Source organism: Streptomyces sp. OR43, from assembly GCF_008042275.1.
Lineage (GTDB): Bacteria > Actinomycetota > Actinomycetes > Streptomycetales > Streptomycetaceae > Streptomyces.
Genome location: NZ_RDBK01000001.1, coordinates 67,173 through 86,733 on the forward strand (window position 1 = coordinate 67,173; position 19,561 = coordinate 86,733).

Annotated in this window: 17 protein-coding genes; 15 read left to right on the forward strand and 2 right to left on the reverse strand. The window is 72.1% G+C overall.

Annotated features, from left to right (window positions below; genetic code table 11):
* Positions 1–71: 71 nt before the first annotated feature.
* From EAO72_RS00295 to EAO72_RS00330, 8 genes are all read left to right on the forward strand, one after another.
* Entirely contained in the window at positions 72–941 is an 870-nt protein-coding gene (locus tag EAO72_RS00295) for an alpha/beta fold hydrolase (RefSeq protein ID WP_148015142.1), read from the forward strand.
* A complete protein-coding gene (locus EAO72_RS00300) occupies positions 938–2,635 on the forward strand; it encodes an FAD-binding protein (RefSeq protein WP_148015143.1) in 1,698 nt (565 codons plus the stop codon). The genes EAO72_RS00295 and EAO72_RS00300 overlap by 4 nt, the downstream gene beginning before the upstream one ends.
* Positions 2,632–3,669, forward strand: a complete 1,038-nt coding sequence (locus EAO72_RS00305) for a ferredoxin--NADP reductase (RefSeq protein WP_148015144.1) — start codon at positions 2,632–2,634, stop codon at positions 3,667–3,669. Before EAO72_RS00300 ends, EAO72_RS00305 begins: the two co-directional genes overlap by 4 nt.
* A 110-nt stretch (positions 3,670–3,779) precedes the next feature.
* Positions 3,780–4,634 (forward strand): acetaldehyde dehydrogenase (acetylating), encoded by an 855-nt coding sequence (locus EAO72_RS00310; protein WP_410089956.1) that lies wholly within the window; start codon positions 3,780–3,782, stop codon positions 4,632–4,634.
* A 28-nt stretch (positions 4,635–4,662) separates the two neighbouring features.
* Positions 4,663–5,718: a 4-hydroxy-2-oxovalerate aldolase gene (gene dmpG, locus EAO72_RS00315; RefSeq protein ID WP_148015146.1), complete on the forward strand. Its 1,056-nt coding sequence runs from the start codon at positions 4,663–4,665 to the stop codon at positions 5,716–5,718.
* A gap of 8 nt (positions 5,719–5,726) precedes the next feature.
* Complete coding sequence (locus EAO72_RS00320) at positions 5,727–6,911, forward strand: acyl-CoA dehydrogenase family protein (RefSeq protein WP_148015147.1); 1,185 nt, start codon at positions 5,727–5,729, stop codon at positions 6,909–6,911.
* Positions 6,912–6,952: 41 nt separating this feature from the next.
* Complete coding sequence (locus EAO72_RS00325) at positions 6,953–7,870, forward strand: VOC family protein (RefSeq protein WP_148015148.1); 918 nt, start codon at positions 6,953–6,955, stop codon at positions 7,868–7,870.
* A complete protein-coding gene (locus EAO72_RS00330) occupies positions 7,867–9,351 on the forward strand; it encodes an FAD-dependent oxidoreductase (protein ID WP_148015149.1) in 1,485 nt (494 codons plus the stop codon). Before EAO72_RS00325 ends, EAO72_RS00330 begins: the two co-directional genes overlap by 4 nt.
* Before the next feature lie 66 nt (positions 9,352–9,417).
* Here EAO72_RS00330 and EAO72_RS00335 read toward each other — a convergent pair whose 3' ends face one another.
* Both EAO72_RS00335 and EAO72_RS00340 read right to left on the reverse strand, forming a co-directional pair.
* The gene (locus EAO72_RS00335) at positions 9,418–9,690 is read right to left on the reverse strand and encodes a ferredoxin (protein WP_261991248.1); all 273 of its coding nucleotides are present in this window, start codon (positions 9,688–9,690) and stop codon (positions 9,418–9,420) included.
* Positions 9,690–10,850, reverse strand: a complete 1,161-nt coding sequence (locus EAO72_RS00340; protein WP_148015150.1) for a Rieske 2Fe-2S domain-containing protein — start codon at positions 10,848–10,850, stop codon at positions 9,690–9,692. Before EAO72_RS00340 ends, EAO72_RS00335 begins: the two co-directional genes overlap by 1 nt.
* A gap of 217 nt (positions 10,851–11,067) precedes the next feature.
* Between EAO72_RS00340 and EAO72_RS00345 the strand changes: the two genes are divergently transcribed.
* The 7 genes from EAO72_RS00345 (at position 11,068) to casI (ending at position 19,519) form a co-directional block, all read left to right on the forward strand.
* Positions 11,068–11,814, forward strand: a complete 747-nt coding sequence (locus EAO72_RS00345) for an SDR family NAD(P)-dependent oxidoreductase (RefSeq protein ID WP_148015151.1) — start codon at positions 11,068–11,070, stop codon at positions 11,812–11,814.
* Between the two features lie 117 nt (positions 11,815–11,931).
* Complete coding sequence (locus EAO72_RS00350; protein ID WP_148015152.1) at positions 11,932–13,092, forward strand: steroid 3-ketoacyl-CoA thiolase; 1,161 nt, start codon at positions 11,932–11,934, stop codon at positions 13,090–13,092.
* A gap of 10 nt (positions 13,093–13,102) precedes the next feature.
* Positions 13,103–15,289, forward strand: a complete 2,187-nt coding sequence (locus EAO72_RS00355; protein WP_148015153.1) for an acyl-CoA dehydrogenase — start codon at positions 13,103–13,105, stop codon at positions 15,287–15,289.
* Positions 15,290–15,291: 2 nt separating this feature from the next.
* Positions 15,292–16,182: a MaoC/PaaZ C-terminal domain-containing protein gene (locus EAO72_RS00360; RefSeq protein ID WP_148015154.1), complete on the forward strand. Its 891-nt coding sequence runs from the start codon at positions 15,292–15,294 to the stop codon at positions 16,180–16,182.
* Complete coding sequence (locus tag EAO72_RS00365; protein ID WP_261991249.1) at positions 16,179–16,880, forward strand: PaaI family thioesterase; 702 nt, start codon at positions 16,179–16,181, stop codon at positions 16,878–16,880. The genes EAO72_RS00360 and EAO72_RS00365 overlap by 4 nt, the downstream gene beginning before the upstream one ends.
* A 13-nt stretch (positions 16,881–16,893) precedes the next feature.
* Positions 16,894–17,655: an SDR family NAD(P)-dependent oxidoreductase gene (locus tag EAO72_RS00370; RefSeq protein ID WP_148015155.1), complete on the forward strand. Its 762-nt coding sequence runs from the start codon at positions 16,894–16,896 to the stop codon at positions 17,653–17,655.
* A gap of 208 nt (positions 17,656–17,863) precedes the next feature.
* Positions 17,864–19,519 (forward strand): steroid-22-oyl-CoA synthetase, encoded by a 1,656-nt coding sequence (gene casI / locus EAO72_RS00375; RefSeq protein WP_148015156.1) that lies wholly within the window; start codon positions 17,864–17,866, stop codon positions 19,517–19,519.
* The last annotated feature ends 42 nt before the right edge of the window (positions 19,520–19,561 follow it).

Genomic DNA, 19,561 nt, shown 5'->3' on the forward strand with positions numbered 1-19,561 from the left:
GCCGCCCGGAGGGACCACCCTCCCGGCCGGCACACCGGGTCCACCGGACACAGAGGTCAACCGAGGCAGGGATGATGACGGCGCTGAGCCATGACTCCACACTGCGTGAACTCGCCACCGATCAAGGCGTGTTGCGCTACCACGAGGCCGGGGACGGCCCGCCCCTGCTGTTGTTGCACGGATCCGGCCCGGGGGTCACCGGCTGGCGCAACTACCGGCACAACCTCGGGGTGTTCGCCGAGCACTTCCGCTGCCTGGTCCTGGAGTTCCCCGGCTTCGGGGTCAGCGACCCGGCCGACGGCCACCCCATGGCGACGGCCGCCTCGTCCGTGACCCGGTTCCTCGACGGACTCGGGCTCCGGCAGGCCGACATCATCGGCAACTCGATGGGCGGCATCATCGGCACGCAGTTCGCGCTCGCCCACCCCGACCGGGTGCGCCGCCTCGTGACGATCGGCGGAATCGGCCGGAACCTGTTCAGCCCCGGGCCCGGCGAAGGCATCAAGCTGCTCTCCGAGTTCACCGACGCGCCGTCCCGCGAGGGCCTGGTCCGCTGGCTGAACTCGATGGTGTACGACCGTTCCCTGGTGACCGAGGAGCTCATCGAGGAGCGGTGGGCGCAGGCCACCGACCCGGACACGCTCGCCAGTGCCCGCCTGATGTACGGCAGCGAGGCGTTCGCGGCACGGTCCGCCGCGGCCGCCGCGTCCGACGAGGCGCCCTACTGGGCCATGCTCCACCGGCTCCGCGCGAAGACCCTGCTCACCTGGGGACGCGACGACCGGGTCAGCCCCGTCGATATGTCGATCGTGCCGATGCGCACCATCCCCGACGCGGAACTGCACGTGTTCCCGGACTGCGGGCACTGGGTGATGATCGAACAGAAGGCCGCCTGGGAGAGCGCGGTCCTCGCCTTCCTTACCCGCGAGGACGCGGCATGAGCGCCGCGGCCCGGGGCGCCTGGGACGAGGAGTTCGATTTCGTCGTCGTCGGCAGCGGCGGAGGCGGCATGGCCGCCGCCCTGACCGCCGCCGACAGCGGACTGAGCACCGTCGTCGTCGAGAAGGGGGCGATGTACGGAGGAACGACCGGCATCTCAGGAGGCGGCATCTGGATCCCCAACAACCCCACTCTGAAGGCCAGGGGACACGACGACAGCCGCGCGTCCGTGCGCCGCTACCTCGACCTGCTCACCGAGGACCGGGTCCCCGCCGCCCGCCTCGACGCCTTCGTCGACCAGGGGCCCGCCGCGATGGAGCTGCTGGAGAAGAGCCGCTGGATGCGGTTCTTCTGGGTCAAGGGCTACGCCGACTACCACCCCGAGTACGACGGGGGCCGCCCGCGCGGCCGGTCCGTCGAGGCGCTGCCCTTCGACACCCGTAATCTCGGCGAGGACGAGAAGCACCAGCGGCCCAACAGCCTCAAGGGCCCGCTCGGACTCTGGATCACCGCCAAGGACTACCGCGACCTCGCCATGGTCAAGCGGACCTGGCGCGGACGCTGGGCCTCCGTGATCGCCGCCTGGCGCGTCTCGTCCAACATGGTCCGCCGGCGCCACATGGCGACCGGTGGCCGGGCGCTCGTGGCGCGGATGCGGATGGCGCTCAAGGAAGCCGGCGTACCGGTGTGGCTGCGCAGCCCGATGACCGAACTCGTCACCGACGCGCACGGCAGGGTCACCGGCGTCGTCGTCACCCGTGACGGCAAGGCCGTACGCGTCGGCGCCCGGCGCGGCGTGCTCCTCGCCACCGGCGGGTTCGACCACAACCGGGAGATGCGCGAGAAGTACCTGCCCGAGGGCGGCCGTGACAACCACAGCGCCGGAGCCGTCGAGAACGTCGGCGACGGCATCCTCGCCGGCCAGGCACTCGGCGCCGCGCTCGACTTCATGGACGACGCCTGGTGGATGCCTTCCGTGCACCACCCCTCCGGAGCGACGATTCCGCTGGTCTCCGAGCGCTGCATCCCGCCGTCGGTCATCGTCTCCTCCGACGGAAGACGGTTCACCAACGAGTCGTCCCCGTACGTCAACTTCGTCCACGACCAGCTCCAAGGCGGGCACACCACCGCCTGGTTCGTCATGGACGCCAAGGCCCGCGCCCGGTACCCGTTCGCGCAGATCCTCCCCGGCATGCCCTTCCCCAAGGCTTTCTACGAGAACGGCACCGTGCACCGCTCGGACACCATCGCCGGCCTCGCCCGGAGCATCGACGTCCCGGCTGACGCCCTCACCGAGACCGTCGAACGGTTCAACGGCTTCGCCCGTACCGGAAAGGACACCGACTTCGGCCGCGGCGACAGCGCCTACGACCGCTACTACGGCGACCCGACGATGAAGAATCCCAACCTCGACGAGATCGTCAAGGCCCCCTACTACGCGATCCGCATCGAGGTCGGCGACCTCGGTACCAAGGGCGGCCTCGTCTGCGACGAGAACAGCCGGGTGCTGCGCGAGGACGGCTCGGCCGTCGCCGGCCTGTACGCCACGGGCAACACCTCCGCGGCCGTCATGGGCAACGAGTACGCCGGACCCGGCGCCACCATCGGCCCCGCCATCGTGTTCGGCTACCTCGCGGCCCGGCACGCGGCCGCCGTCACCCGCACGGGGGCCGGGGCCGCCGGAGGCGCCCCATGAGCCCGGCGCCGCTGACCGTGCGCGTGGTCAAGGTGATCCGGGAGACGGCCGACGCGCACTCGCTGGTCCTGGAGCCGGCGGACGGGGAGCGGGCCCGGTTCACGTACCGGCCCGGCCAGTTCCTCACCGTCCGGGTGCCCTCGGAGCGGCCGGGCGGAGCGGCCCGCTGCTATTCGCTGTGCAGTTCCCCGGTGCGCGACGAGCATCTGAAGGTGACCGTCAAGCGCACGGCGGGCGGGTACGCCTCGCACTGGATCTGCGACCACGTCACCGAAGGCGACACCCTGGAGGTGCTGCGGCCCGCGGGCACCTTCACCCCGGACTCGCTCGACGGCGACTTCCTGCTCCTGGCCGCGGGCAGCGGCATCACCCCCGTGATGTCGATCCTCGCCTCCGCGCTGCACGCGGGAACCGGCGCGGTCACCCTCCTCTACGCCAACCGCGACGAGCAGTCCGTCATCTTCCGCGACGAACTGGCCGACCTGGCAAGGGAGTACGGCGACCGGCTCACCGTTCTGCACTGGCTCGAGTCCGTCCAGGGCCGGCCCACCGGATCCGGCCTGCGCGCGCTGGCCCGCCCGTACGCCGGGCGCCCCGCCTTCGTGTGCGGGCCCGGCCCTTTCATGGACCTGGCGTCCGGTGCGCTCGCCGACCTGGGCCTGCCGGCCGACCGGATCACCGTGGAGCGCTTCACCTCACTGACCGGCGACCCGTTCGCGGAACGCGACCCCGTACCGGAGCCGGTCACCGCCGGGCCCGTCAGCACGGCCGAGGTGGAGCTGGACGGGGTGAGCCACACCGTCGACTGGCCCCGGAACACCCCTCTGCTCGACGTCCTGCTCGCCGCCGGACTCGACGCGCCCTACTCCTGCCGGGAGGGCAGTTGCAGCGCCTGCGCGTGCGTGCTCACCGAGGGCGAGGTGGCCATGGAAAGCAACGAGGTCCTGGACGCCGCCGACCTCGCCGACGGTCTGATCCTCGCCTGCCAGGCGCGCCCGCTCAGCGACCGGCTGAAGGCCACCTACGACGGCTGAGCCGCTCCTTCCGCACCTGTTCTCCGTTCCCACTCGACCCGGATGAGGTTCGAACCGTGACCAAGGCGACCGCCGCGATCGTCGGATCCGGCAATATCGGCACCGACCTGATGTACAAACTCCTGCGCTCGCCCGACATCGAGCCGCGCTGGATGATCGGCATCGACGAGCAGAGCCCCGGCCTCAAGCGCGCCGCCGACCACGGCCTGCACGCGAGCGCCGACGGCGTCGACGCGCTGCTGGCCGGAGAGGACCGGCCGGACCTGGTCTTCGAGGCCACGTCCGCGTACGTCCACCGGGCCAACGCCCCCAAGTACGCCGGACTCGGCATCCAGGCCATCGACCTGACGCCCGCCGCGATCGGCCCGGCGGTCGTACCGGCTGTCAACCTCGGCGACCACCTCGACGCACCGAACGTCTCCCTCATCACCTGCGGCGGCCAGGCCACCATCCCGATCGTGCACGCCGTCTCCCGGGTCACCGAGGTGGCCTACGCGGAGATCGTCGCGAGCGTCGCCTCGCCGTCCGCCGGGCCCGGAACCCGCGCCAACATCGACGAGTTCACCCTCACCACCAGCCGGGGCATCGAGACGATCGGCGGCGCCGCCAAGGGCAAGGCCATCATCATCCTCAACCCGGCCGACCCGCCGATGCTGATGCAGGACACCGTCTTCTGCGCGATCGCCGCCGACGCCGACCGGGACGCCGTCACCGCGTCGATCCGGGAGACCGTCGCCAAGGTGGCCGGGTACGTCCCCGGCTACCGGCTGCGGGCCGAGCCGCAGTTCGACGGTCCGACCGCGGTCAGCGGCGGGCTCGCCCGCGTCGCGGTCTTCATCGAGGTGGAGGGCGCGGGCGACTTCCTGCCGCCGTACTCCGGAAACCTCGACATCATGACCGCCGCCGCCACCAGGGTCGGCGAGGGCTTCGCCCAGCGGATCACCGCCCGCCGCGCCGGCTCCTGACCGCCGCTCACCGAGGAGTACACGAGCCATGCCCTACAGCTCCGACCTGGACATCCGGGTCACCGACTCGTCCCTCAGGGACGGATCGCACGCCAAGCAGCACCAGTTCACCGTCGGCCACGTCACCTCCATCGTCGGCGCGCTCGACGACGCGGGCGTGCCCGTCATCGAGGTCACGCACGGCGACGGCCTCGGCGGGTCCTCCTTCAACTACGGCTTCAGCCACACCCCGGAGCAGGAGCTCATCAAGGCCGCGGTGAAGACCGCCCGCCGGGCGAAGATCGCCTTCCTGATGCTGCCCGGCCTCGGCCTCCAGGACGACATCCGCGAGGCCGCGGACAACGGCGCCGCGATCTGCCGGATCGCCACCCACTGCACCGAGGCCGACATCTCCGTCCAGCACTTCGGTCTCGCGCGCGAACTGGGCCTGGAGACCGTCGGGTTCCTCATGATGTCGCACAGTCAGCCGCCGGAGGTGCTGGCCCGGCAGGCCCGCATCATGGCGGACGCGGGCTGTCAGTGCGTGTACGTCGTCGACTCCGCCGGCGCCCTCATCATGGAGCAGACCAGCGACCGGATCGCCGCCCTGGTCGCCGAGCTCGGCGACGACGCCCAGGTCGGTTTCCACGGCCACGAGAACCTCGGCCTCGGCGTCGCCAACTCGGTTCTCGCCGTCCGCGCCGGGGCCAAGCAGATCGACGGATCCACCCGCCGCTTCGGCGCGGGCGCAGGCAACACCCCCGTCGAGGGGTTCGCGGCCGTCGCCGAGAAGCTGGGCATCCGTACCGGCATCGACGTACTCAAGATCATCGACGCGGCCGAGGACGTCGTCCGGCCCGTCATGGACGGCGAATGCCTGCTCGACCGGCTGTCGCTGACGATGGGCTACGCGGGGGTCTACTCCAGCTTCCTGAAGCACGCCGCCCGCCAGGCAGCCACTTACCAGGTCTCCGGCGCCGAGATCCTCATGGAGGCGGGCCGCCGCAAGCTCGTCGGGGGCCAGGAGGACCAGCTCATCGAGATCGCGGTCGCCCTCGCGGCGAAGAACCGCTCCGCGACCGCACAGCACTCCTCGGGGAAGTGAGAACAGCCATGTCCAATCCCGTACTCGAAGCTGTCGAGGCACGCGCCGACGAGATCCGCGCGCTCGGACCCGCCAACGAGGCGCTCGGCCGGCTCGACGACCAGGCCGCGAAGATCCTGCGCGACGTCGGGGCCATGCGCATGCTCCAGCCGAAGACGTACGGCGGCCTCGAACTGCATCCGCGCGAGTTCGCCGAGACGGTCATGAGGATCGCCGCGCTGGACGGGGCGACGGGCTGGGTCACCGGTGTCGTGGGTGTCCACCCGTGGGAGATGGCGATGGCCGACCCCCGGGTCCAGGAGGAGATCTGGGGCGAGGACCCCGACACCTGGATCGCCTCCCCGTACGCGCCGATGGGCCTGCTGCGGCCCGTCGACGGCGGCTACGTCTTCAACGGCCGCTGGCAGTTCTCCTCCGGCACCGACCACTGCCGCTGGATCTTCCTCGGCGGCTTCCTCGCCGACGCCGACGGCAACCGGATCAACCCCCCGCGGTCCGTGCACGTCATCCTGCCCCGCGTCGACTACGAGATCGTCGAGGACTCCTGGGACGTCGTCGGGCTGCGGGGCACCGGCAGCAAGGACGTCATCGTCAAGGACGCCTTCGTCCCCGACTACCGCGTCATCGAGTACAACAAGGTCGTGGACGGCTCGCTGGCCGCCGAGTCGGGGCTGACCAACCCCGCCTACCGGCTGCCGTTCTCGGCCGCCTTCCCGCTCGGCATCACCGCCGCCGTGATCGGCATCTGCGAGGGCGCTCTCGCCCACCACCTCGACTACCAGCGGGGCAGAGTGCAGATCACCGGCCAGGCCGTGAAGGACGACCCGTACGTCCTGTACGCCATCAGCGAGGCGGCGGCCGAGATCGCGGCGGCCCGTTCGGCGCTGCTGGACAACATCTGCCGGCTCCACGACGCGGTCGAGGCCGGGCAGGAGATCAGCTTCGAGCGCCGGGCCGTCGGCCGGCGCACCCAGGCGGCCGCCGCCTGGCGGGCCGTCCGCGCCGTCGACGAGATCGTCGCCCGCTCCGGCGGCAACGCCATGCGGCTGGACAACCCGATCCAGCGCTTCTGGCGCGACGCGCACGTGGGTCTCACGCACGCCATCCATGTGCCGGGATCCGTCTTCCACGCCTCGGCGCTCACCGAGATCGGCGTCGAGCCGCCGCAGGGCCCGATGCGCTCGATGATCTGACGTCTTCGACCGACCGCAGACCGGTTCAGAGAGGAACACCCATGACACAGATCCGCGGACTCGGCTATCTCCGGGTCCAGTCCACCGACATCGGGCGCTGGCGCGAACTCGCCGTGGACGCCCTCGGCTTCGCCGAAGGATCCGGGCCGGACCCCGATGGCCTGTACCTGCGCATGGACGAGCGCCGCTCCCGGCTCGTCGTCCTGCCCGGCGACACCGACCGGGTGCTGTCGGTCGGCTGGGAGGTACGGGACCAGTTCGCGCTCGCCGCCGTCGGCCGCGCCGTCGAGGCGTCCGGTACGGGAGTGAAGCCGCTCAGCCGTGAGGAGGCCGACGACCGGGGCGTCGAGCAGGGCATCAGCTTCGAGGACCCGGCCGGTGTGCCCGTCGAGGTGTTCTTCGCGCCGATCCTCGACCACAGCCCCGTGGTGACCAAGCTCGGCCAGCGGTTCGTCACCGGCGGTCAGGGCATGGGACACATCGTCCTGCCCACCACCAGCCCCGACGAGACGATCGCCTTCTACACCGAGGTGCTCGGCTTCCTGCCCCGCGGTTCGATGCGGCTCGGCGGCGGGTCACCGCGCCGGGTGCGCTTCATGGGGGTCAACGAACGCCACCACAGCCTCGCCGTCTGCCCCGCCCCGCACGGCGAGGCGCCCGGCCTCGTGCACCTGATGGTCGAGGTCGACAGCCTGGACGCGGTCGGCCGCGCCCTCGACAACGTGGGCAAGCAGGGCTTCTCGCTGTCCTCGACGCTGGGCCGGCACACCAACGACAAGATGGTGTCGTTCTACGTGCGCGCGCCGGGCGGCTGGGACCTCGAGTACGGATACGACGGGATGCGCGTCGACGAGGCGCACTACACCGCCGAGGAGATCACCGCCGACAGCTACTGGGGCCACGACTGGTCCGGCTCCGAGCCCCTGGCGGCGTTCACCCCGCCCGGGACGACCGCATGAGAGCCACCCGGCCGGTGACACCGGTGCCCGCCGCAACCGTCGGCTCCTACGACGCGGAGACCGACGTACTGGTCGTCGGCTTCGGATGCGCCGGAGCCGCCGCGGCGTACGAGGCCGCGGCGGCGGGTGCCGACGTCCTCGTACTGGAACGGGCCGGGGGCCCCGGCGGGTCCTCCGCGCTGTCCGGCGGCGAGCTGTACCTGGGTGGCGGGACCCCGGTGCAGCAGGCGTGCGGTTTCGAGGACACCGCGGAGGACATGTTCGCCTACCTGGACGCCGCGCTCGGGCCGCACGCCGACCAGGAGAAGCTGCGCCTGTACTGCGAGGGCAGTGCCGCGCACTTCCAGTGGTTCGTGGACCGGGGGCTGACCTTCGAACCGACCCTGTGGGACGCGCCGACCTGGATGCCGACCACCAAGGACGGGCTGATGTGGCTGGGCGAGAACGCCTGGCCGTACAACGAGATCGCCCGCCCGGCGCCGCGCGGCCACCGCTGCGCGACCGACGCCTTCGGCGGCTGGCTGGTGATGGAGAAACTGGTCGCCGCGGCCGAGGACGCGGGGGCCGCCGTACAGGCCGACACCCTGGCCACGGCACTGATCGTGGACGCCGGCGGCCGGGTCGTCGGGGTCACCGCACGCCGGCACGGCCGGGACCTCGCCTTCCGGGCCCGCAAGGGCGTCGTGCTGACCACCGGCGGTTTCGCCGACAACGAGGAGATGCTCGCCGACCACGCCCCGCACCTCATCGGCCACGACAAGGTCAGCGACGGTCTCGACGACGGCAGCGGCATCCGGATGGCCGCCGCCCTCGGTGCCGCCACCCGGCGGATGGGTGTGGTCGAACTGGCGCTGACCGCGCTGCCGGCGATGGTCACCCGGGGCATGCTGGTCAACGCCCACGGGCAGCGCTTCATCAACGAGGACGTGTACCCCGGCCTGTTCAGCGTGGCCGCCGTGCTGACGCAGCCCGCCCCCTACTGGGTGATCATCGACGAGGAGGGTTACGAGTCGATTCCGGAGGCGGAGCGCTGGGGTGCGGTGCCCCGGTTCGTCACGGAGACCCTGGCGGAGCTGGAGGCCGAACTCGGGATGCCACAGGGCGCCCTGGAGTCCACGGTCGGCACGTACAACACGCATGCGGCGCAGGGCCGGGACCCCTACTTCCACAAGGACCCGCGCTGGCTGAGGCCCTTGAAGGGCCCGTTCGCGGCGGTCGATCCGCGGGCCGGTTTCCACCGGGGCGGGCGGCCGGCCGCGGGCGCCGGGACGGGCGCCGCGGGGTTCACCCTGGGCGGGCTGCACACCACCGTGGACGGGGAGGTGCTCGACGTGTCCGGCGATCCGGTCCCCGGACTGTACGCCGCGGGACGGGCCGCCTCCGGCATCCACGGCGAGGGATACGTCAGCGGCACCTCGCTCGGCGACGGCACGTTCTTCGGGCGGCGGGCGGGTGTGGCAGCCGCCGGTGGCGGCGCCTGAGCACGGAGCACGGGCACGGAGAAGGCCGGGTACGCCGTACCCGGCCTTCTCCGGTCCGCTTTCGGTTCAGCCGCCGAGTGCCTGCCCGTGCCTCGCGTCGTCCACGAGCTCGATCGTGCCCCGCAGCGCGGCCTCGCGGATCGTGTCACGCAGTGACCCGCATCCCTCGAAGGCCGGTCCGGCCCCCTCGCGCTCCGCGCAGAGGGCCGTCGCGCCGCTGTTCCACTGCACACTCGTCTGCTGCCAGCTGCTCTTGCGTACGAGCACCTGCGCCGCGCACCGGTCGCACGCCAGGGGCCGCATCGGCACGCCGTCGGCGAGGCGGTTGTCGACCCGCATCAGACCGGCCGGCCCTCGGCGGCGGCGGCTTTGCGGGCGAGGTTGGCCTCGACCTCCTTCTGCCACGCCTCGACGGGCCGCGTCGTGTCCAGCTCGAACTCGAACCGGTCGGTCATCTCCGGCCTGACGTCGGCCACGTCCACGTAGAACTGCTCGTACCAGCGGCGCAGTTGGTAGACGGGCCCGTCCTCCTCGCACAGCAGCGGGTTGTCGATGCGGGCCTTGTTCTGCCAGATCTGGATGTCCTGCTCGAATCCGAGCTTGATGAACTGGGCCATACCTGATGCGAGTTCGTCGGCCGCGTTGCCCTCCATCGAGGGCGAGCGCTTGACGATGATGCCGTACTGGAGCACGAACCGGTTCGCATCGACCGGGTAGTGACAGTTGATCAGCACAGATTGCTGGTCACCGGTCTCGTAGTGGTACGTCAGGTCGTCGATCATGAAGGACGGCCCGTGGTACGCGGCCAGCGAGTCGCTGCCGGTGGTCTTCGGCTTGTCGCCCTGCTCCTGGGGGCGGGCGTCCGGGCGGCCGGTCGCGCGCATGTGCTGGGTCGCGGTGTGACCCTCGAAGACGTTCTTGAAGAACGTCGGGAAGGAGTAGTGGACGTAGAAGAAGTGGGCCATGTCCACCACGTTGTCCACGACTTCGCGGCAGTTGGCGTCGATGGTGGTCTCGTACCAGAGCCAGTCGGTCCAGTCGTCGCTGGTCGCGCCCTCGATCCGGGGGATGACCACGTCGGCGGGCGGGGGATTGCCCTCGGGGTCGTTCCAGACGAAGAGCATGCCGTCCTGGTCCAGCGTGGGCCAGGACGCCGTGCGGGCCCGCAGCGGAACCCGCTTGGAGTACGGGATCTGCTTGCAGCGGCCGTCACCGCCCCAGCGCCAGTCGTGGAACGGGCAGGCGACCTCGTCGCCCTTGACGGTGCCCTGTGAGAGGTCACCGCCCATGTGCCGGCAGTAGGCGTCCAGCACGCTGAGGGTGCCGTCGCCCGTCTGGAACACCACGAGCTTCTGGCCGAACGCCCGGACCGAGTGCGGCTTTCCGTCCCGGTACTTCTCCGAGAGGCCAAGGCAGTGCCAGCCGCGCGCGAAGCGCGTGGGAGCCGCTGCGGCTTCGATGGCCCTGACGTCGTCGGGTCCTGACTCGACTGCGCTCACGTTCTCTCATCCCCTTAAGGACGCATGGTTTCCAGGTTCCCGGACGGTAGGCCCGCTCGCCGGTGCCCGGCCGGAGGAGTCCCACTGACCGGAACCGGTGCTTCTGAGGCGGCCGGCGGTCCGGTCCCGGTCGGTGGGACGGGGGCTCCGCGGTGCTGCGGGCCGCCAGTACGGTCCGCCGGTCCCTTCACCGCACGACACAGCCAAGGAGCCCGTGATGAACCGATTCGACGGCGCGAAGGTCCTGCTCACCGGGGCGGGATCGGGCATCGGGCGGGCGACCACGCTGCGCCTGGTGTCCGAAGGCGCGGCCGTGTTCGCCGTCGACCTGTCGCGTGAAGGACTGGCGGACACCGCAGCCGCGGCGAACGGGCCGGGGAGGATCGTGACCAGGGTCGCCGACGTCGCCGACGAGGACGCGGTCGTCGAGAGCGTACGGGCCGCGGCCGAAGACCTCGGCGGCATCGACGTCCTGGTCAACGTGGCGGGGATCCACCGGACGACTCCGATCGACCGCCTGACGGTGGCCGACATGGAGCGGCTCTTCGCGGTCAACACGGTGGGTACGGCGCTGTTCTGCCGGGAGGCGCTGCGTCATCTGCCGGACGGCTCCGGGGTCGTCGTCAACGTGGCGTCGTCGGCGGCGGCGCACGGGAACCCGTACATGACCGCGTACGCCGCCTCCAAGGGCGCGGTCCTCGGCTTCTCGTTGTCCCTGGCCGCCGAGGTCGCCCACCGCGGCATCCGGGTCGTGCCCGTGTCGCCCGGCACCGTCGCCACGCCCCTGGTCGGGCCGCACGTGCTGCCGCCGGACCTCGACACCTCGTACTACGCGCGGATCCGCGCACCGTTCGGCGCCGCGCGGCCCGAGCAGATCGCCGGGGTGATCGCCTTCGCCGCTTCGCGGGACGCCGCCTATCTCACCGGGGCCGAGCTCAGGGCCGACGGCGGGTCCCACATCTGACGTCCGGGATGCGTGAGGCCACTGAGCGGGACTGACCCTTGCCTGTTTCGAGAACGAATTCTAGTTTTGGTCTCCAGCGTCCCGGACCCCCGGGCCCCTCACCCCTTTTGGAGAGCCATGACCGAGGCCGTCATCGTCGAAGCCGCCCGGACACCGGTCGGCCGGCGCCGCGGAGTCCTGTCCGGACTCCACCCGGCGGAGCTCCTCGGGCTCGCCCAGAAGGGGCTGCTGGAGCGGGCCGGTGTCGCCCCCGAGACCGTGGAACAGGTCATCGGCGGCTGTGTCACCCAGGCCGGTGAGCAGTCCAACAACGTCACCCGCAACGCCTGGCTGCACGCCGGACTGCCGTACACCACCGCCTGCACCTCGATCGACTGCGCCTGCGGATCGTCCCAGCAGGCGGTGCACCTGGTCGCGGGCCTGATCGCCTCCGGCGCCATCGAGGCCGGCATCGGCTGCGGTGTCGAGTCCATGAGCCGGGTCTTCCTCGGCGCCGCGCTCACCCCGGACAACGGCTCCCCGGCCCCGGAGAGCTGGACGCTGGACATGCCCGACCAGTTCACCGCCGCCGAGCGCATCGCCCGTAACCGTGGCATCACCCGGGCCGACGCGGACGCCCTCGGTCTCGCCTCCCAGCAGAAGGCGGCCCGTGCCTGGGCCGAGGGCCGCTTCGACGGGCAGATCCTCGACATCCAGGCACCCGTCATGGGAGCCGAGGGACCCACCGGCGAGACCGCACGCGTCAGCCGCGACCAAGGCCTGCGCGACACCACCCCCGAGGCGCTGGCCGCCCTGCGGCCCGTACTCCCCGACGGCATCCACACCGCCGGCAACTCCTCCCAGATCAGCGACGGCGCCGCCGCCGTCCTGCTCATGAGCAGGGAGCGCGCCGCCCGCGAAGGGCTGCGCCCCCGCGCCCGGATCGTGGCCTCGGCCATGGTCGGCTCCGACCCGTACTACCACCTCGACGGACCCGTGGCCGCGACCGAGCGCGTCCTGAGCGCCGCCGGAATGAGCCTCGCCGACATCGACCTCGTCGAGATCAACGAGGCCTTCGCCTCCGTCGTCCTGTCCTGGGCCCAGGTCCACAAGGCGGACATGGACAAGGTCAACGTCAACGGCGGCGCCATCGCGCTCGGTCACGCCGTCGGCTCCACCGGGGCCCGGCTCATCACCCAGGCCCTGTACGAACTGGAGCGGACCGGGAAGTCCACCGCGCTGATCACCATGTGCGCCGGTGGAGCGCACGCGACCGCCACCGTCATCGAACGCATCTGAGGGGCGCGCCATGACCATCGGACTCACCCAGGAGCACCTCGACCTGCGCGACGCCGTACGCGCCTTCGCCGGCCGGCACATCACCGAGGACACCCTCCGAGCGGCGGCCGACGCCGACAAGGAGACCCTGCCCGCCCACTGGAGCGGCCTGGCCGACCAGGGCCTGCTCGGGCTGCATCTGCCGGAGGAGGACGGCGGCGCCGGATACGGGCTCGTCGAACTCGCCGTCGTCACCGAGGAGCTGGGCCGGGCGACAGCACCCGGTCCCTTCCTGCCGACGACGCTCGCCTCGGCCGTCCTGAACGCCGCCGGACACCGGACGCACCTCGCCGCGCTCGCCGCCGGCGCCACCCTCGGCGCGGTAGGACTCGCGCCCGGCACCCTCGCCCTGACCCGCGCCGCCGACGGCACCGTCACCGTCACCGGGACCTCGGAGCTCGTCATCGGCGGGCAGCTCGCCGACGTGTTCGTGCTGCCCGCGTCCGACGAGGGCCGCACCACCTGGCTGGTGCTGCCCCGCGCCGCCGCGGAAACCACCGACGTCCGCAGTCACGACCTCACCCGCCGCTCGTCCCGGGTGACCGTACGGTCGGTGCCGGTCCCCGCCGTCGACCTGCTGGACCTCGACCCCCGCGTGCCGCGGGACCTCGCCGCCACGCTCTTCGCCGCGGAATCCGCCGGCCTCGCCGACCGCTGCGTGAGCACCGCCGCGCAGTACGCAGGCGTACGGGAGCAGTTCGGCCGGCGCATCGGCCAGTTCCAGGGCGTCAAGCACCGCTGCGCCCGCATGCTCGCGCAGGCCGAACAGGCCCGCGCCTCGGCCTGGGACGCCGCCCGCGCGCACGATGCCGTGGAGCGCGCGGAGGCCTCGCTGGCCGCCGCGGTCGCCGCGGTGGTCGCAGTCGACGCGGGATTCTCCGTCGCCAAGGACTGCATCCAGGTGCTCGGCGGCATCGGCTTCACCTGGGAGCACGACGCGCACCTCGCGCTGCGCCGCGCCCAGACCCTCCGGATCGCGCTGGGACCGGCCGCCGCCTGGCGGCGCCGCGTCGCCCGCCTCACCCTGGACGGCACCCGCCGCACCCTGAGCGTGGAGCTGCCGGCCGAGGCCGAAGCCGTACGCGAGGACATCCGCGCCGAACTGCGGCACGCCGCGGCCCTGGACGGCAAGGACCGCCTCGACCACCTCGCCGACCACGGCTACACCGCGCCCCACCTGCCGGCCCCCTGGGGCAAGGGTGCGGGACCGGTGGACCAGCTCGTCATCGCCGAGGAGCTCCGGGCAGCCGCCCTCGCCCCCGTCGACATGATCATCGGCGGCTGGGTGGTACCCACGATCATCGCCCACGGCGACGCGGTTCAGCAGGAACGCTTTCTCGCGCCGAGCCTGCGCGGCGACATCGTCTGGTGCCAGCTGTTCAGCGAACCGGGCGCGGGATCCGACCTCGCCGGACTCACCACCCGCGCCGAGAAGGTGGACGGCGGCTGGCGGGTCACCGGGCAGAAGGTGTGGTCGTCCATGGCCCACCTCGCCGACTGGGGCGTCCTGCTCGCCCGTACCGACGCCGACGTACCCAAGCACAAGGGCATCTCCTACTTCCTCCTCGACATGACGGCCCCCGGGATCGACATCCGGCCGCTGCGGCAGATCACCGGCGACGCAGAGTTCAACGAGGTCTTCCTCGACGGGGTGTTCATCCCCGACGAGCTGCTCGTCGGCGCCCCGGGCGCCGGCTGGAAGCTCGCCCGGACCACGCTCGCCAACGAACGCGTCGCCCTCTCCCACGACTCGGTCGGCWCCGGCGCCGAGGCCCTGCTGGAGATCGCCGCCGCATCGGACGGCCTCGACGACGAACAGCTCAGCACGCTCGGCGGCCACCTCTGCGACGCCCAGACCGGTGGCGTCCTCGCCCTGCGCACCACCCTGCGCACCGTCTCCGGGCAGCAGCCCGGCGCCGAGGCGTCCGTCGCCAAGCTGCTCGGCGTCGAACACCAGCAGCGGGTCTGGGAGACCTGCATGGACTGGCAGGGCACCGCGGCGCTCACCGGCGAGGGCGAACGCCTCGACGCCACCTGGCAGTTCCTCAACGCCCGCTGCCTGTCCATCGCCGGCGGTACGACGGAGATCCAGCTGAACATCATCGGCGAGCGCATGCTCGGCCTGCCCCGTGACCCCGAACCCACCGAGAAGGGCTGACCATGTCCATCGACCGCGACAAGGCGCTCACCGCGGACCCGTCCGTCCGCGAGATCCACTGGACCACCCGTGATGTGCTCCTGTACCACCTGAGCCTCGGCGCCGGWGCCGACGCGGCCACCGGGCCCGAACTGCACCTCACCTACGAGAACGGTCTCGGCGTGCTGCCCACCTTCGCGATGGTGGCCGGCTCCGGCATCTCGGCCGGCGAGGCGGACCCGCCGGGCTTCCACCTGCCCGGCATCGACATCGACCTGAGGGCCGTGCTCCACGCCGGCCAGGGCCTCACGGTCCACCGGCCGCTGCCGGTCTCGGGCACCGCCACGCTCACCTCGCGCGTCGCCGAGCTGTGGGACAAGGGCAAGGCCGCCCTCATCGTCCTGGAGTCGGCCGCCACGGGCCCCGACGGCGACCCGCTGTGGACGTCCACCACCCGCATCTGGGCGCGCGGCGAGGGCGGCTTCGGCGGAGAGCCGGGCCCGGCGGAGGAGTGGGCGGCGCCGGACCGCCCCGCCGACACCGTGCTCACCGCCACCACCAGGCCCCAGCAGGCCCTGTGGTACCGGCTCAACGGTGACCTCAACCCGCTCCACGCCGACCCGGACTTCGCGCGGGCGGCCGGCTTCGACCGGCCGATCCTGCACGGGCTCGCCTCCTACGGCCTCGTCTGCAAGGCGCTCGTCGACGGCCTCCTCGACGGCGACGTCACCCGCCTCACCGCCCTGACCGTGCGCTTCGCCGGCCCCCTTGTCCCCGGCGAGTCCCTCGCCACCTCCGTATGGCGTGAGGAGCCGGACGGTGACGGCAGGCAGGGTCTCGTGCTGCACGCCGGCTGCCCCGAGCGCGACGCCGCGCCCGTGCTCACCCACGCCACGGCGACGGTGACGGCATGAGCAAGTCCCTTGACGGTGACGGCGTGAGCGAGTCCCTCGACCGTGACGGCATGAGCAACCCCCGCGACGAGGACACCGCACCGGTCACCGGTCCCCGTCTGGTCGCCGAACCGCACAAGGACGGCGTCGACATGGCGGTGGCCGCGGCCCGCCGGGTGGTCGCCGCCCTGCTGCGCGCGGGCGACGGCACCGGCGCCGACATGAACGAGATCGCCGCCCGCCTCGACGCCGTGGCCGACGGGCTCACCGCGACGGCGCCCTCCATGGAGGACCGCCTCGCCGAGATGTGGCGAGGCGAGGGCGTCACCCGGCACGACCCCGTCACCGGCCCCGAGAACGCCCTCGCACCACCGCTGCACCTGCACGGCAAGGAGGACGGCTCCGTCGAAGGCGTCGTCACACTCGACCTGCCCTACCAGGGCCCGCCCGGCCATGTGCACGGCGGGATCTCGGCGCTGCTCCTCGACCACACGCTGGGGGTGGCCAACCACTGGGGCGGCCCGTCCGGGATGACCGCGGAACTGACCCTGCGCTATCTGCGGCCCACCCCGCTGTTCGAGCCGCTGACGGTCGTCGGGCGCCAGGTCTCGGTGGAGGGCTCGCGGATCCGTACGGTCGGTGAGATCCGGGCCGGCGGCCGCACGTGCGTCACCGCCGAAGGTCTGTTCATCAACAAGCAGCTGCCCAGGCCGAGTTGAGGAGGATCGCGTCATGGGAAATCTCGAAGGGAAAGTAGCGGTCGTCACCGGCGCCGGACAGGGCGTCGGCCAGGGCATCGCCCTGGCCCTCGCCTCCGAAGGAGTCTCGGTGGCCGTCCTCGGGCGGACCGCGGCGAAGCTGGACACGACCTGTGAACTGCTGCGCGAACGGGGCGCGAGGGCCGAGCCGTTCGTCCTCGACGTACTCGAAACAGAACGTATCCCGTCCGTGGTGGAGGACATCGCCGAGCGCTTCGGCTCCCTCGACATCCTGGTCAACAACGCCTACTCCGGCTGCTACGGACCCCTCCTCTCGCTCAGCGACGAGGAGTTCCAACGGGGCTTCAACAGCGCCCCGTTCGCGGCGTTCGCCTTCATGAAGGCCGCGCATCCGTATCTGAAGCGCGACGGCGGCGGCTCGGTCATCAACCTCGTCACGTCCGCCATGGTCCGCTGGGACCTGAGCACGTACGGGGCCTACGCGGCGGCCAAGTCCGCGCTGCGCTCGCTGACCAGGACCGCCGCCAACGAATGGGGCCGCGACGGCATCCGGGTCAACGCGATCGCCCCGCACGCCGTCTCGCCCGCCTACGCGGGCTGGCAGGCCGCCCACCCGGAGGAGGCCGCGGAGTTCTGCGCGTCCATCCCGCTCGGGTACGTGGGCGACTGCGAACAGGACATCGGGCGCGCCGTGGTGATGCTGTGCGGCCCGGACGCCCGCTATCTGACGGGCGCGACCGTGCCCCTCGACGGGGGCCAGGCCAACTTCGACTGACCGGACGGGAAGGTCCCTCCCGGTCAGCGGGACGGCCCGGACCGGGCCGTCCCGCCCGCGGCTAGCGTCGCCACGCCGGGCGCCACGATCACCACGAGACGCGCCGCGGCCACCACGGGACGCGCCGCCCCCACCGCGGGTCCGCGCCGCGCGACCCGCCCCCGTACCGACACCGGCAGACCCGGCCACCGGGTGAGAGGGACCGACGTTGCCACACGAGACGATTGCCGACCTGCTGCTCGCCAGGGCCGGGGACGACCACCCGGGCCTGCTGACCCGTGAACGGTCCTGGACCTGGGGCGAGGTCGTCGAGGAGAGCGCCGCCCGTGCCGCCTGGGCCCGGAAACTGCGGACCGACGGACCGTTCCACATCGGCGTGCTCCTGGACAACGAACCCGAGTACGTCTTCTGGCTGGGCGCCGCGGCCCTCGCGGGCGCGGCCGTCGTCGGCATCAACCCCACCCGCCGCGGCGCCGAACTGGCACGGGAGGTGCGGCACACCGACTGCCAGGTGATCATCACGGACCGGGCGGGCGCCGCCCTGCTCGACGGACTGGACATCGGCGTCGACCCGGACCGCTTCCTCGTCGTCGACGCCCCGGAGTACGGCGAGCGCCTCGCCGCGCACCCCCGCCTGCCCGCCCCGGACCCCGAGGTCACCGCCGCCACACGGATGCTGCTGCTCCTGACCTCCGGCACGACCGGCACGTCCAAGGCGGCGCTCTGCTCACAGGGCCGGCTCGCCGCGCTCGGCGCCTCCAACAGCGCCAAGTACGACATCACCCGCGAGGACACCTGCTACTGCCCGATGCCGCTCTTCCACGGCAACGCGCTGATGGCGCTGTGGGCTCCCGCACTCAGTGCGGGCGCCACGATCGCTCTCACCCGCAAGTTCTCCGCCTCCGGGTTCCTCCCCGACGTGACCCACTTCGGGGCCACCTTCTTCACCTACGTCGGCAAGGCGATCGGCTACATCCTGGCCCGCCCGGAGACCCCGGCCGACGCCGACAACCGGCTCACCCACGCCTTCGGGACCGAGGCCTCCCCGGAGGACGCGGCCCGCTTCCTGGAGCGCTTCGGCTGCCGGCTCGTCGAGGGCTACGGCTCCAGCGAGGGCGCCGGCATGCTCAAGCGGGTCCCCGACGCGCCCACGGGTGCGCTCGGCATGCCGGCCCGGGACGGCGTGCGGATCGTGCACCCCACGGACCGGACCACCTGCCCGCCCGCCGTACTGGACGCCTACGGCCGGGTGCGCAACCCGGAGGAGGCCATCGGGGAGATCGTCGACACCGAGGGCGCCGCCCGGTTCGAGGGCTACTACAACAACGAGGCCGCGAACGCCGAACGCGTCCGGCACGGCTGGTACTGGACCGGCGACCTCGGATACGTGGACGAGGCCGGCTACTTCTACTTCGCGGGCCGCTCCGGAGACTGGATCCGCGTCGACGGTGAGAACATCTCGGCCCTGCTCACCGAACGCATCCTGCGCAGGCACCCCGGTGTCATGGCCGCCGGAGTGTTCGGCGTGCCCGACCCGCGCTCCGGCGACCAGGTGATGGCCGCCGTCGAGATCGCCGAGGACGCCCGCTTCGAGGACCTGGACCTGCCCGGCTTCCTGGAGCGCCAGGAGGACCTCGGCACCAAGGGAGCCCCCCGCTTCGTCCGTGTCTCCCACGCACTGCCGACCACCGGCTCCAACAAGCTGCGCAAGAAGGAGATGCAGCTCGACGGCTGGCGCACCGATGACCCGGTGTACCGCTGGGCGGGCCGGGGCCGGCCCGCGTACGCGCCGATGACCGACGAGGACAAGGCCGCGCTGCGGGCGGAGTTCCTGGCCAACGGGCGTGCCCGATTCCTTCCCTGACGCGGCGACAGGCTTCAGCGGCACCGAGCGAGGAGAACCACA

What these genes read in the sequence shown, in the direction of transcription:
- EAO72_RS00370 (WP_148015155.1), top strand. Translation starts at nt 16,894, where the DNA reads ATGGGAAATCTCGAAGGGAAAGTAGCGGTCGTCACCGGCGCCGGACAG.
- EAO72_RS00320 (WP_148015147.1), top strand. Translation starts at nt 5,727, where the DNA reads ATGTCCAATCCCGTACTCGAAGCTGTCGAGGCACGCGCCGACGAGATC.
- EAO72_RS00300 (WP_148015143.1), top strand. Translation starts at nt 938, where the DNA reads ATGAGCGCCGCGGCCCGGGGCGCCTGGGACGAGGAGTTCGATTTCGTC.
- EAO72_RS00305 (WP_148015144.1), top strand. Translation starts at nt 2,632, where the DNA reads ATGAGCCCGGCGCCGCTGACCGTGCGCGTGGTCAAGGTGATCCGGGAG.
- EAO72_RS00345 (WP_148015151.1), top strand. Translation starts at nt 11,068, where the DNA reads ATGAACCGATTCGACGGCGCGAAGGTCCTGCTCACCGGGGCGGGATCG.
- EAO72_RS00365 (WP_261991249.1), top strand. Translation starts at nt 16,179, where the DNA reads ATGAGCAAGTCCCTTGACGGTGACGGCGTGAGCGAGTCCCTCGACCGT.
- EAO72_RS00295 (WP_148015142.1), top strand. Translation starts at nt 72, where the DNA reads ATGATGACGGCGCTGAGCCATGACTCCACACTGCGTGAACTCGCCACC.
- dmpG (WP_148015146.1), top strand. Translation starts at nt 4,663, where the DNA reads ATGCCCTACAGCTCCGACCTGGACATCCGGGTCACCGACTCGTCCCTC.
- EAO72_RS00330 (WP_148015149.1), top strand. Translation starts at nt 7,867, where the DNA reads ATGAGAGCCACCCGGCCGGTGACACCGGTGCCCGCCGCAACCGTCGGC.
- EAO72_RS00350 (WP_148015152.1), top strand. Translation starts at nt 11,932, where the DNA reads ATGACCGAGGCCGTCATCGTCGAAGCCGCCCGGACACCGGTCGGCCGG.
- EAO72_RS00310 (WP_410089956.1), top strand. Translation starts at nt 3,780, where the DNA reads ATGTACAAACTCCTGCGCTCGCCCGACATCGAGCCGCGCTGGATGATC.
- EAO72_RS00335 (WP_261991248.1), bottom strand. Translation starts at nt 9,690, where the DNA reads ATGCGGGTCGACAACCGCCTCGCCGACGGCGTGCCGATGCGGCCCCTG.
- EAO72_RS00325 (WP_148015148.1), top strand. Translation starts at nt 6,953, where the DNA reads ATGACACAGATCCGCGGACTCGGCTATCTCCGGGTCCAGTCCACCGAC.